The sequence below is a fragment of the Rubellimicrobium arenae genome (assembly GCF_017916275.1).
Classification (GTDB): Bacteria; Pseudomonadota; Alphaproteobacteria; order Rhodobacterales; family Rhodobacteraceae; genus Rubellimicrobium; species Rubellimicrobium arenae.
This window is the reverse complement of record NZ_JAFMST010000005.1, coordinates 173,895-185,778: the sequence shown is the minus strand read 5'-3', so window position 1 is coordinate 185,778 and position 11,884 is coordinate 173,895. Positions and strand designations below refer to the sequence as shown.

Here is an 11,884-nt window from a genome sequence, read left to right as displayed (position 1 = left end):
GCTCATAGGCAACTCGTCTCGAAGAAGGCGGGCAAGGCCGTGTAGATCACGCCCAGGAAGGAGATGATCGACAGGAGAAGCGCGGCATGGCCCAGGAACTGGGTCCGATCCTCGTTGGACCCGTCGTCATCGTCGAAGACGTCGTCGTTGCCGTCGCGCCATTGCGTCCAGGACCGGCGTCCCGCCCAGCCGATCCCGGCCAGGGCCGCCAGCGTTCCGGCGCCGATGGACCAGCGCATGGCCTCGATCGCCGGTGGCGACGCGTCCAGCTTGGCGCAGATCACGGCAGCGGCGGCATAGCAGGCGATGAAGTGAAGCGCCCAGATCAACGGCCCGAGGGTGATCCGCCAAAGGCTCGCCTGTTCTTCGGCGAACTCGTGCTCGGGGCTCGGCGGCTGGTCGGTCATGTCACAGGAGCCTCGGCAGGCCGGCCACGGTCGCGACGGTGACCAGCACCTTCAGACCCAGGAAGTGCCAGAACAGCGCAATGTTCCACAGCGGCGCGTCGTAACGCGGCGTGAACCGGCCGGTGAGCAGCCCGGCCAGGCAGAAGAGTTGCATCAGCACACCTGCCAGGATGTGGAGCGATGTCCAGATCACGAGGACCCACATCGTGGCCGGATAGACATGGGTGGTTGGGTCGAGGTCGGGAAGGTGGACCGCGCCGACCAAAGCCGCCCCGCCGAGGCAGGCCAGCACCGCCGCGGCAAGAAGGCAGAGCATGGCGATCCCGCTGCGGTGACGACGGTTCGTCGCACGGGCCCCGACCGTCAGCGCCCAGCTTGCGGCCAGCAGGACTCCGGCGGCCACCGACAGCGCAGCGTCGGCGAAATCGGCTCCGGGCGGCGGGAAGTCCGGGCGGGCGGTCCAGTAGAAGAAGACTCCGAAGACGAGGCTCGCGAAGGCGGTCGCGTCACCCAGCATGGTGATCCACATGCCCCACCAGCCGACAGCCCCCGGCCCCGAGACGTAAAGCGGCAGCCGCATTCCCAGGCCGGCGTCCTTCATCTCGGCCTCTGGCCGGACCGTTGCCGTCCGCCACAGCCAGACGAGCACACCTGCGATGGCCACCACCGTCGCCGCCAGGGCGGGCCGATACCATTCAAAGGTGGGAAGGATGAAGGCGGCGCCCGTCGCGACTGCGGTGAAGATGGTGATCCAGGCTGGGCCCGCCACCCGAAGCACCTGGAGCGGACGGGCGTCGATGACCGAGGTCACCAGGGTCTCGCGCTTCATCTCGGGGGCGTCAGCCAGGTAGAACCGGCCAGCCTCGATCCGCTCGACAAGGCGGTCCTGCTGCCAGACGGGATAGCGGGTGTCGATGTAGGGGACGGACCGCGCCCCCCAATCCTCGTCAGGGTCGGGCGTGAATTCGAGGGTGCCCGCGTTCCAGGGGTTCCGGCGGGCCGGACGTTCCCGCCCCTTGGGACGGATCAGGTCCCAGGCCAGCACCGCGAAGCCAGCCGCGATGACGAAGGCCGCCACGGTGGACACGAGGTTGAGCGTATCCCAGCCCAGACCGCTCGGATAGGTGAAGACCCGGCGCGGCATTCCCAGTAGCCCCGTGAGGTGCATGGGCAGAAAGCTCACGTTGAAGCCCGTGAAGATCAGCCAGAAGGCCCAGCGGCCCAACCGTTCCGAGAGCATTCGCCCGCTGATCAACGGATAGAAGTAGTAGGCGCCCGCGATCACCGGAAAAACGAAGCCGCCGAACAGCGTATAGTGCAGGTGCGCCACCACGAAATAGGTGTCATGCGCCTGCCAATCGAACGGCGCGACCGCCACCATGACCCCCGTAAGTCCCCCGGCCGTGAAGATGGCCAGCGACCCCGCGATCCACAGCATTGGTAGCCCCATCTTGACCCGCCCGGCCAGCAGCGTCGCCACGAAGGCAAAGAGCTGGATGCCCGTCGGGATCACCACCGCCTCCGAGGCCGCCGAGAAGAAGCCCAGCGACATCGATGGCAGCCCGGTCGTGAACATGTGGTGGACCCAGAGCCCGAAGCTCAGGAACCCCGTCCCGACCGCCGACAGCACGATCCAGGAATAGCCCACGATCGGCCGCCGCGCGAAGGTGGGCACGATCATCGCCGTCAGCGCGATCGAGGGCAGGAAGATGATGTAAACCTCCGGGTGACCGAAGATCCAGAACAGGTGTTGCCAAAGTAGCGGGTCGCCCCCCCGCTCTGGGTCGAAGAACGGCCAGTCGAAGGCCCGCTGCAGCTCGAAGAGCAGGTCCCCGGCGATCAGCGGCGGGAAGGCGAACAGGATCATGCCGCCGACCACCAGCACGTACCAGGCATAGAGCGGCATGAGGTTCACGCGCATCCCCGGCGGGCGGCATTTCAGGACGCCGACGATCAGCTCCACGGCGGCGGCGATGGACGCGACCTCGATGAAGGACAGGCCCAGAAGCCAGATGTCCGATCCCACGCCCTCGTCCTCGACGGAGAGCGGCGGGTACATGAACCAGCCGGCGCGTGGCGCGGCGTCGAAGAGCACCGAGCCCAGCACGAAGACGCCGCCGATCAGGAAGCACCAGTAGCCGTAGGCGGACAGCCGGGGGAACGGCAGGTCGCGCGCCCCAAGCAGCGATGGCAGAAGCAGGATCGACACCGCCTCGAACATCGGCACGGCGAAGAGGAACATCATCGCCGAGCCGTGCATGGTGAAGAACTGGTTGTAGCGGTCCGCCGACAGGAAATCGTTGTCCGGCACGGCCAGCTGCACGCGGACGAGCAGCGCGAGCACACCCGCCGCCAGCATGAAGGCGAAGGCCGTCATGGTGTACCAGACCCCCACCTGCGAGTTGTTGACGATGCTGAGGGCTCGCCAGCCAGTCGGGTTCTCCCAGGTCCTGCGCAGGCGCTCGGCCTGAGCCCGCGACTCCTCGGGTGGAACTGGCTGCATCAGGAGCTCCTCGGGCGGGGGGAACGGTCCCTCGGGAGGTGGTGCGCTCGTGGGGGTCATTTCAGGCTCCAGAGCCAGTCGGCCAAGGCCGTCAGCTCATCCTCGGGCAGGTGAGCATAGGCTGGCATCCGGACCCCGGGCTTGAAGGCGGCCGGGTCGCGGATCCAGTCCGCGATGGCCTCCGGGGTCATCGGCAGGATGCCGGCCGCCACGGAGCCGCGCGCGCCCAGATGCGTGAGATCGGGACCGACGGCGCCGCGGGCTCCGGTGCCCCGGACGGCATGGCAGGCTCCGCAGCCCTGGGCGGCGAAGATGGCGGCGCCGGCGCCACCCGCCCCCCCGGCCGGTGCGGCCTCCCGCGCCAGCCAGTCACGAAAATCGCCCTCCTCCATCGCCACGGCCTGGAGTGCCATGAGCGCATGGGACAGCCCGCAGAACTCGGCGCACTGGCCGCGCCAGAGCCCCTCCTGCGTCGGATGCAGCGACATCCGATTGATCCGTCCAGGGATCATGTCCGTCTTGCCACCCAGGGCAGGCAGCCAGAGGGAGTGGATGACGCCCGTCGAGGCAAGCTCGATCTCGGTGCGCTGCCCGACCGGCAGGCGGATCTCGTTGGCGGCGACAATGGGCGCATCGGCTCCGTCGGGCCAGTACTCCACGCGCCACCAGAACTCCTCGCCGGTGACGCGAAGCCTCAGGCCTTCGCCGACGGCCCTTTGGTCCGGCATGATCGACAGGCCATAGGACAGCAGCGCGGTGAGCACCACGACCGGCAACCCGATGCCCCCGCCGATGATCAGCGCCTCCGCCCACCCGCGCGAGACCGGTCGCCCGCCCCTCCGCGTGGCGTAAAGGAACAGGCCATTGATCCCCAGCCAGAGGACGACGGCCCCGACCAGCATGACGGTGAACAGGCGATCGAGTTGTGCGGCGTCAGCGCCTCCGGTGGACAGCGCGGATTGCGGGCCGTCGCAGGCTGTCAACAGGAACGGCGCCAGCACCCACCAGCACCCAAGCTGACTGGACGGGCCGAGTGCCAACCGTTCCCGAGCCGAGCCCGAGGTCAGTCCGGGTCCGGCTTGGCGTCCGGCAGAGGGCAAGGACAGGTTGGCCCGCGTCGTCATCCACCTTCCGCTTGAACCAGCTACATACGTGTCAGATCTAGCCCGGCCCGAAGGGAAGCAACCGCCTCCGGCGAGCGAAGTCCCGCGTCCTGTCCGCGCCGTCGGGATCGTCCCGACTGGCCGTCTATCCGGCAGGGAACGTGACCACGAAGCGCGTCCCTGGGGGTCCCTCTATGGCGAGCGTGCCCTCCAATTGGCGCACGAAGCCGTCGAGAAGCTTCATCCCGACCCCTCCCGACCCGGACCTGGTCTCGGCCGGCGGCAGACCGGTGCCATCATCGGCCACCACAAGCCGAAGGCTGCCTTCGCCGACCATCGAGAGGACGATCCGGATCGACCCCCGATCGCGGCCCCGGAAGGCATGCTTGACCGCGTTGATGACCAGCTCGGTGACGAGGAGGCCCAGAGCGATGCCCCGCGCCGGGGCCAGCAGGATGCCTTCCCCCGCCTCGACCTCGAGGTCGAACTGGTTCCCGGCCAGGAACGCCGCCTCAAGCTCCCGCGCCAGGCCACGCAGGTAGGCGCCGGCATCGAGGCTCTGCACCTCGTCGCGGGTCAGCCGGAACAGCTGGCGATGGACCAGCGCCATGGCCCTGAGGCGTTCCTCAGCGTCGCGAACCGCGGCTTGGGCAACCGGATCCGAGATGCGGCGGCTTTGGAGGCTGAACGTGCTTTCCATGAGCTGGAAGCTGTTCATCACCCGGTGGCTCATCTCGCGGGCCAGAAGCTCGTTGCGCTGCGCAAGCCGCTCCGTTTCGCGGGCCATCGACCGCAGCTCGGCTTCGACCCGGTCGCGCTCGGCGCGGCTGGCGTTCAACTCATCCATGTAGCTGTCGAACTCGGCCCCAAGAGCCTCGATCTCGCCATCCCTCGACTTCATCCGCGTCCGGGCATCGTCATTGCCGGACCTCCGGGCGGCCAGCACGGACGCGATCTGCGACACCGGCCCCCGGACCAGGCGCTGGCCCAGGCCCCACGACAGGAGCGCCGCAAGGATCGCCGCCGCCGATGTGAGGGCGAAGGTTCGCGCCATGGCAAGGTTGATTGGGCGGAACGCCTCGTTGCGGGAGATGCCCGCACTGACATAAAGACCTGCTGGAGCGGCCCCGACCGGCACAAAGCCAAGGATGCGCGTGGTCCCGTCCTGGCTCAGGACCTCGGCGGTCCCTGGCGCGTCGCTATGGACGAAGGACTGGAAGCTGTCGGGAATCGTGGTCCCGACGAAGCGCTCCGGAAAGGGTTCGCGCGCGATGATGACGCCCTGAGGGTCGGCGATGGTCAGCGATCCGTTGGCGGCGATCTTTCTCTCGCGCAGGGACCCCGCAAGCCATTCGAGGTCGAGGACTGCCGTGACGACCCCGACAGCTCGGCCGTCTGCGCCCGTTACGGCCAGGGCCAGGGGCAGCACCTTGTCGCCCGTCACCCGGGCAACCGTAAAGTCGCCCACCACAAGACGCCCCTTCGCGGCAAGCGCCTCTTGGAAATAGGCATGCTCTGCGACATCAAGGTCGATGTCGGACAGGTCGTCGCGGCAAGCCACTCGCCCCATCGTGTCCGTGACGATGATGCTTTTGAACTGCGGGAGAAGGGGCTTGAGACGGTCCAGATACCGGGTGCACGGCTCGCGGTCGAACGACTGGACCGCCGGGGCTGCGGCGATCGCCTGCAGGATCCCAGCCGACCCGGAGGTGAGCCGCTCCATCTCAAGCGCCGCTTGCGTCGCAGCAGCGAGCGCAAGCCCACGCACCTCGGCCTCCCGGCTCTGTCGAAGTGCGATCTCGTTGTAGAGCAGGGCCAAGAGGATCGGGATCAGCGCGGACGCCGTGATCGCAATGACGCGCTGAGCGACCGAAAGGCGCATCGACGGTATCCAGTCCCCCAAGCCCCGGTCCGCCGGCAAGCCGGACGAGCCTTTGCGAGCCTAGCATGGGGGGCCCGGGAACCTGCAAGCCGTGATCTCTGGCCGGGCCGGATCTGCCGTCAGGTTCCGGATGGACAGGGCCTCTCGCGCCGATGCGCCCTGGATCGGGGCACCGCCGCAGGCAGCGACCTTAGGCCCGGTTCACCGCTTGCCGCGCCGGGGCGGTTGTCCGCCATCATTGCCCGGACGGGATCGGACCCGCCTGTCCTTCGGACCGGTGGGGCCGGCTGGCTTGCCGCCGAAGGACTTGCCGCGATGAGGCGTGACCGCCAGCGACGCGTCCGAGCGACTGGCCTTGGTCCGGCTGCCAGACTCGGTGGAGGCGGTCTTGGCCTTCTTGGCTGCTCGCGGCTTGCTGGTCGGGGCGTCCGCCTCGGTGGATTCTCTGCCAGCCCTGTCGTTCACCTCCGTGGACCGTCCAGTCGGCTCGGGCGACGGGTCCGACGGAGCCAAGTCGCGCGTCTGGTCGTCCCGCTCCGCACCCTCGTCCTGCGGTCGGGGCGCCCGCGAGCGCACGGGACCGGCGTCATCCACGTCCTGCCCCGGCTTGCGCCGGTTGGCCCGCGGCTTGGCCGTCGGACGGGACGACATGTCGGGGGCTCCGTCCAGTTGCCGGACCGTGACGCCGTCCTCAAGTTCCGCCCGGGGGCCGAGGGTCGCCAGAAACCCGGAGGCGCTATCGCGAGCGATTTCCACGAAGGTCTCGGACTGCTGCACGCGGATCGCCCCGATCGCGCTCTTGTCCAAGCGTCCCGCCCGCAGGATCAGCGGCAGGAGCCAGCGCGGCTCGGCACGATCCTCCTTGCCTACCGACAGCGAGAACCAGACGCTGGGGCCGAATGCCGCCTTGCGCGGCTTGGGCTCGGCGGGCGCATCGGCCCAGCCCAGTTCCTCCGGCGCGGACTTGCCGGCGCGGTGGAGCAGGAGATACGCGGCTGCGATGCGCTCGGGCGAGTATGCTTCCAGGAGTCGTGCCGCAAAGGCTTTCTGCTCGTCGGACAGCTCCTCGGTCCAGACCGGATCCGAGAGCAGGCGCTCCTCGTCACGGCGAAGGATCTCGTCGGCCGAGGGTGCGACGGTCCATTCGGCCTCGATGCGCGCGATCCGCAGCAGGTTCTCGGCCTTTCGGACGACCTTCGGCGGAACGATCATCACCGAGGTGCCCTTGCGGCCCGCCCGACCCGTCCGGCCCGAACGGTGGAGCAGGCCTTCGGCGCTCGAGGGGAGCTCGGCATGGATGACGAGCTCGAGGTTCGGAAGGTCGATGCCGCGCGCCGCCACGTCCGTGGCCACGCAGACCCGCGCCCGTCCATCGCGCATCGCCTGGAGGGCATGGGTGCGCTCCTTCTGGCTGAGTTCGCCTGACAGGGTCACGACCGAGAAACCGCGGTTGGAGAACCTGGCGCTCAGGCGGCTCACCACCGCGCGGGTGTTGGCGAAGACGATGGCGTTCCTGGCGTCATGATAGCGGAGGACGTTGATGATGGCGTTCTCGGCGTCCGCTGGGGCGACCCGCATGGCCTGATACGCAATATCGGCGTGCTGGCTTGTGCCGGACAGCGTCGTCACGCGAACGGCGTCCCGCTGGTACTGGGCGGCGAGCTTGGCGATCTGCGGGGGCACGGTGGCCGAGAACATCAGCGTCCGCCGCTCCTCGGGCGCCTGGCCGAGCATGAACTCCAGATCCTCGCGGAAGCCGAGGTCCAGCATCTCGTCCGCCTCGTCGAGCACCACGGCGCGCAGGTGCGACATGTCCAGCGATCCGCGCTGGATGTGGTCACGCAGCCGGCCCGGCGTGCCCACGACGATATGCGCCCCACGCTCGAGCGCACGGCGTTCGTCCCGCATGTCCATGCCCCCCACGCAGGACACCACGCGACCGCCGGCCTTGGAGTAGAGCCATGCCAGCTCCCGCATGACCTGGAACGCGAGCTCCCGGGTGGGAGCGACGACCAGCGCCAGGGGCGCCTCCGCCGGACCAAGGACATCCGCCTCGCCCATCAGCGTAGGGGCGATCGCCAGGCCGAAGGCCACCGTCTTGCCCGATCCGGTCTGGGCCGACACGAGCAGGTCCGAGGTGCGGAGTTCAGCGTCGGTGACGGCCTGCTGCACCGCAGTCAGGTTGTCGTATCCACGCTCGACGAGCGCATCGGACAGGGTCTGTATCATTCGGGAGATCCGATTCAGCTAGGTCGGCGCGGCGGTGCGCATCGCGACGGCCAGGACGGGCGACGCGCGTTTGACGTCCCACTGAAGCCCTGAACCGCTGGGGTCAAGGGTAATATTGCCCTCCGGTCGTCCGAGCGGGGTCGCCACCCGCATCCACTCCATCCCGTTCGTCCAGAGCGCCCCGGCCTGACGGCTGGCCCTGGCTTCCATGACGCTTGCCGATCCGGGCCTGCAATGAGACACTGTTGCGCGACTTACGTTCATCGGTCCTTTAGGCGATCGCACCTTTCCCGGTCGGAGAGGCTGAGGCGGACGATGATGACCACGGCGCCACCAGGGCCAGTCTACCAGTTCGACGGCTATACCCTCGATCTTGGGGCCGGCACCCTGCGCCATGCGGATCAGGAGATCGCGCTACGACCCAAGACCTACGCCGTGCTGACTCATCTGGTCTCGAACGCAGGACGGATCATCGGGCGGGATGAGCTGCTCGATACGGTCTGGGCCGATGTCACGGTCACCGAGGATTCACTGACCCAGTGCATCTCGGAACTCCGTCGCGCGCTCGGCGACGATGGAGGGGGCCTGCTCAGGACGGTTCCCCGTCGGGGCTACCTCTTCTCGGGGCACATTGTCCGTGGGCCAGCCACCGTTGCCGCGTCCGGTCCGGAGCGGTCGGACAAACCGGCCATCGCCGTGCTTGCGTTCGAGGATCTCAGCCGGGACCACGATCAGGATTACTTCGCCACGGGGCTGACCGAGGATATCATCAGGGCCCTGTCGCTGGTCCGGGAGATCTTCATCGTTTCGCGGGCCGCCACGGCCGTCTACCGCGGGCGGACCATTCCGCCCCGGCAGATGGCCGAGGAGCTCGGCGTCCGCTACCTGCTGGAAGGAAGCGTGCGCGTGGCCGGCGAGCAGATGCGGGTCACGGCGCAACTGGTGGACAGCGTCACCGGATCGCTGATCTGGAGCGAACGCTTCGAGGGCACCCGGGAGGACGTCTTCGCCTTCCAGGATCGGATCACCCGGCAAGTCGCTGTCGCACTTCAAATAAAGCTGACCTACGGCGAGCTTGCCCGGCTCTGGGACGGGCAGACTCGGGACCTTGCAGCCTGGGAGAAGATGGTCGTTGCCAGGGACCTGTTCCTTCGATTCAACGAAGGCGACAACCTCCGGGCAAGGCTGTTGCTCCGCGAGGCTTTGGACATCGACCCCGGCTATGTCACGGCGATGGTCCTGCTCGGCCTCACTCACTGGTGCGATGCCCGGTTCTACCTGTCCGCCGATCCCGAGCTGGCGCTGCTCCAGGCGGAGGAGCAAGCCCAACGGGCTCTGGCTGCCAATTTCGGGGTTGCCGGGGGTCACATGCTGGCTGGACTGGTCGCATTCCTCCGCGACCGCCATGAGGAGGCCGTCGCACAATGCCGCCGAAGCTGCGACCTGGCGCCCGGCAATTCGTGGAACTATGCCGTGCTGGGGCTGGTCCAGATCTACGGCGACGACCCGCACGGTGCTCTCGTGGCCTTCGACACAGCGTTCAGCCTCTCGCCCCGACCCCCCAACTGGTACCTGTACAACCTCGCGCTGGCGAACCATTGGGCCGGTCGCCCGGGCGCGGCGGAGCAGGCCCGGCGCTACCGGGATGCGGAGCCCAGCGACCCTTATGGTTATGCCAATCTGGCGATGATCCTCGCTCTACAGGGCTATGAGGCCGAGGCGGCCCGGGAGGTGGCTTCGCTGCGACGTCTCTTTCCCAGCTTCGGGATGGAGCAGATCCGCCGTTCCCAGCGGTATAAGGACGCTCGCAAGCTGGAGCTTGCGGTTGCCAGCCTTCGTAAGGCCGGACTTCCCGAACAGGGCGAGGCTCGAGGCGCAATGACGAATGTATCGGACTACCGAGCCAAGTAATTTCGTCCGGATTTCGTCCTTCTCTCAGGACCCGAAAGGCGCGGTGGCGCATCCTGCCTGGACGACGTGCCGTTCTCAGTTGCCAGGAGTGGTTCCCATGCTTGCCGCCCGCAGGACGCCCAGCCTCTCGTTCTTTGCGACTCTCCAGCACCTTGCCGACTTTCATCCGGTCGGAGTCATCAGCCATGGCGGTCGGTCAGGCCATGACCGCCAGTTGCAGGACGCCATAGGTCGCCTTCCGCCACATCTTTTGGACGACATCGGGGTCGATCCAAGCATCGCGACCAAGGATGATCCGTCCCCCATCTTCTCGGGTCGCGGCTGACATCAGGTCGGCAGGCTCATACCCTGATATTCAGAGCGGCGCAGGATGGGTGCGCCGAGCAGCCCAGTTCGCTGCAACAGATCACACTCTGGATGCGAGGGCCGGCGTCACCGTGCCGCGAGAGTCCAGACGCCAACAGGCTTGGCCCGGATAGTTCAAGAACGAAGCGTGTCTAGCACCCACGACGACTGCTCATCGCTGGCTGAGCCGGGCGTTCGGGCCAGTGGCCCCGACCGGGGCCTGCGGGCAGCATCGGTCCAGGAACGGGTGCCCGGGCTGGGAGGCAGCGAATGGCACGCCCATCGCTACCTCCCGCTGAAGAGCTGCCCCGGCGGGAATCCGAGCACCCCTCAGTTGAGCGAGACCACGAAGTTCTGAAGGAGCAACTTCACGCATCCAGCGCCGGTGCCATCCTAAGCCTATAGATGATGAACATGATGCAACTATCGATGAAACAGTCGATTTGTCCAGATGCTCTTCCCTAAAGGCCGGCTTAGCTACCCGAGGGCAAGCTGCAGAGTGGCCTTGACGAGACTGACGGTGGCCGCCCAGCCCGCGACGCAGGTCAGCAGGACGACCCCGCACATCAGTAGCGTCAGAGCGTCGATCTTCTCGATGTTCAGAAGGCTTGCATCATCAGGCTCTGCTTGGACCACGTCCTCGTAGAACCCGATCGGCAACGCCGGGTCCCGGACAGCGATGCCGGCAGCTCCGGCCGAGACCCGGGCTGTGATGACCGGCTCTTCGAAATCCCAGTGAACGGGATGAACCACGATGCTCGTCGCTGTTCGCGGTCGGATCGGAGTGAGGTCAGACATGCTCGATGTCCCTTCATGACGAAAGCAGATGATCGGAGGGCCAAGGACGAGCCTCGGCACCGGAACTCCGACCGGACGGTCTTGGGGTCGGGAGCTGCCGAGTCCGGCAGCCCCCCAACTGAGGCTCAGGAGGTCTTCTTGCGGCGACCAAGGGCCGCCATTCCGCCCAACGCGGACAGCAGAAGGAGGCCTGCGGCCGGCACCGGGATCACGGCCGCTTCGACTGCGAAGTCGATGTCGGCCACGCCACCCTTACGGACGCCGGTGTCAATGACCTCGCCAAAGGTCAGCACGAGGTCGACCGTTTGGCCGGCCTGGACGAACAGCGGCTCCTCGAAGCCGGTCGTGACGTCCTGCCCGACCGTGACCGGAGCGGCGGTCCCGAACGCGAAGGACACCCCGCCCTTGAACGCGGCGGAGAGCTGCTGGACCGTGCCTCCAAGGATGGAGAGTGCCGCACCGCCCGAGGACGTGTTGGTAAAGGAGAACGTATAGGTGTCTCCGGCGTCGCCGATCTCGAAGACCCCGTCGAAGAAGAAGTCGTCACTCAGGAGGTCGTAGCTGCCGCCCGGCGATACAAGGGTCGTGGCCGAGGCCACGCACGGTGCAGCCAGCAACACAGCTGCCAATCCCGCTGCCTTCAATCTGTCGATCATGGTAGACCCTCTTATGACTGTTTTCTGCAGGCGCTCAATCACACGCCCCG

At 67.4% G+C, this 11,884-nt stretch carries 8 protein-coding genes; 1 reads left to right on the top strand and 7 read right to left on the bottom strand.

Annotation, left to right across the window (positions count from 1 at the left end; translation table 11 throughout):
• Positions 1 to 2: 2 nt before the first annotated feature.
• The 5 genes from J3P31_RS09690 to J3P31_RS09670 all read right to left on the bottom strand — a co-directional run bounded on the left by J3P31_RS09690 (position 3) and on the right by J3P31_RS09670 (position 8,124).
• A complete protein-coding gene (locus tag J3P31_RS09690) occupies positions 3 to 407 on the bottom strand; it encodes a hypothetical protein (protein ID WP_210528230.1) in 405 nt (134 codons plus the stop codon).
• 1 nt (position 408) lies between these two features.
• On the bottom strand, positions 409 to 2,970 hold the full coding sequence (gene ctaD, locus J3P31_RS09685) for a cytochrome c oxidase subunit I (protein WP_210528229.1): 2,562 nt from the start codon (positions 2,968 to 2,970) through the stop codon (positions 409 to 411).
• The gene (locus J3P31_RS09680; protein ID WP_210528228.1) at positions 2,967 to 4,034 is read right to left on the bottom strand and encodes a cytochrome c oxidase subunit II; all 1,068 of its coding nucleotides are present in this window, start codon (positions 4,032 to 4,034) and stop codon (positions 2,967 to 2,969) included. The genes ctaD and J3P31_RS09680 overlap by 4 nt, the downstream gene beginning before the upstream one ends.
• A gap of 124 nt (positions 4,035 to 4,158) precedes the next feature.
• Positions 4,159 to 5,895 (bottom strand): sensor histidine kinase, encoded by a 1,737-nt coding sequence (locus J3P31_RS09675; protein ID WP_210528227.1) that lies wholly within the window; start codon positions 5,893 to 5,895, stop codon positions 4,159 to 4,161.
• A 201-nt stretch (positions 5,896 to 6,096) separates the two neighbouring features.
• Positions 6,097 to 8,124: a DEAD/DEAH box helicase gene (locus tag J3P31_RS09670; RefSeq protein WP_210528226.1), complete on the bottom strand. Its 2,028-nt coding sequence runs from the start codon at positions 8,122 to 8,124 to the stop codon at positions 6,097 to 6,099.
• Between the two features lie 315 nt (positions 8,125 to 8,439).
• Between J3P31_RS09670 and J3P31_RS09665 the strand changes: the two genes are divergently transcribed.
• On the top strand, positions 8,440 to 10,035 hold the full coding sequence (locus J3P31_RS09665) for a winged helix-turn-helix domain-containing tetratricopeptide repeat protein (RefSeq protein ID WP_210528225.1): 1,596 nt from the start codon (positions 8,440 to 8,442) through the stop codon (positions 10,033 to 10,035).
• 822 nt (positions 10,036 to 10,857) lie between these two features.
• Here the strand turns inward: J3P31_RS09665 and J3P31_RS09660 are convergent.
• Positions 10,858 to 11,178, bottom strand: a complete 321-nt coding sequence (locus J3P31_RS09660) for a hypothetical protein (RefSeq protein WP_210528224.1) — start codon at positions 11,176 to 11,178, stop codon at positions 10,858 to 10,860.
• A 125-nt stretch (positions 11,179 to 11,303) separates the two neighbouring features.
• A complete protein-coding gene (locus J3P31_RS09655; protein ID WP_210528223.1) occupies positions 11,304 to 11,834 on the bottom strand; it encodes a VPLPA-CTERM sorting domain-containing protein in 531 nt (176 codons plus the stop codon).
• Positions 11,835 to 11,884: the final 50 nt, after the last annotated feature.

Bases quoted from the DNA above. Each gene is read 5' to 3' on its own strand.
- J3P31_RS09690 (WP_210528230.1), bottom strand. From the start codon at position 407: ATGACCGACCAGCCGCCGAGCCCCGAGCACGAGTTCGCCGAAGAACAG.
- ctaD (WP_210528229.1), bottom strand. From the start codon at position 2,970: ATGACCCCCACGAGCGCACCACCTCCCGAGGGACCGTTCCCCCCGCCC.
- J3P31_RS09680 (WP_210528228.1), bottom strand. From the start codon at position 4,034: ATGACGACGCGGGCCAACCTGTCCTTGCCCTCTGCCGGACGCCAAGCC.
- J3P31_RS09675 (WP_210528227.1), bottom strand. From the start codon at position 5,895: ATGCGCCTTTCGGTCGCTCAGCGCGTCATTGCGATCACGGCGTCCGCG.
- J3P31_RS09670 (WP_210528226.1), bottom strand. From the start codon at position 8,124: ATGATACAGACCCTGTCCGATGCGCTCGTCGAGCGTGGATACGACAAC.
- J3P31_RS09665 (WP_210528225.1), top strand. From the start codon at position 8,440: ATGATGACCACGGCGCCACCAGGGCCAGTCTACCAGTTCGACGGCTAT.
- J3P31_RS09660 (WP_210528224.1), bottom strand. From the start codon at position 11,178: ATGTCTGACCTCACTCCGATCCGACCGCGAACAGCGACGAGCATCGTG.
- J3P31_RS09655 (WP_210528223.1), bottom strand. From the start codon at position 11,834: ATGATCGACAGATTGAAGGCAGCGGGATTGGCAGCTGTGTTGCTGGCT.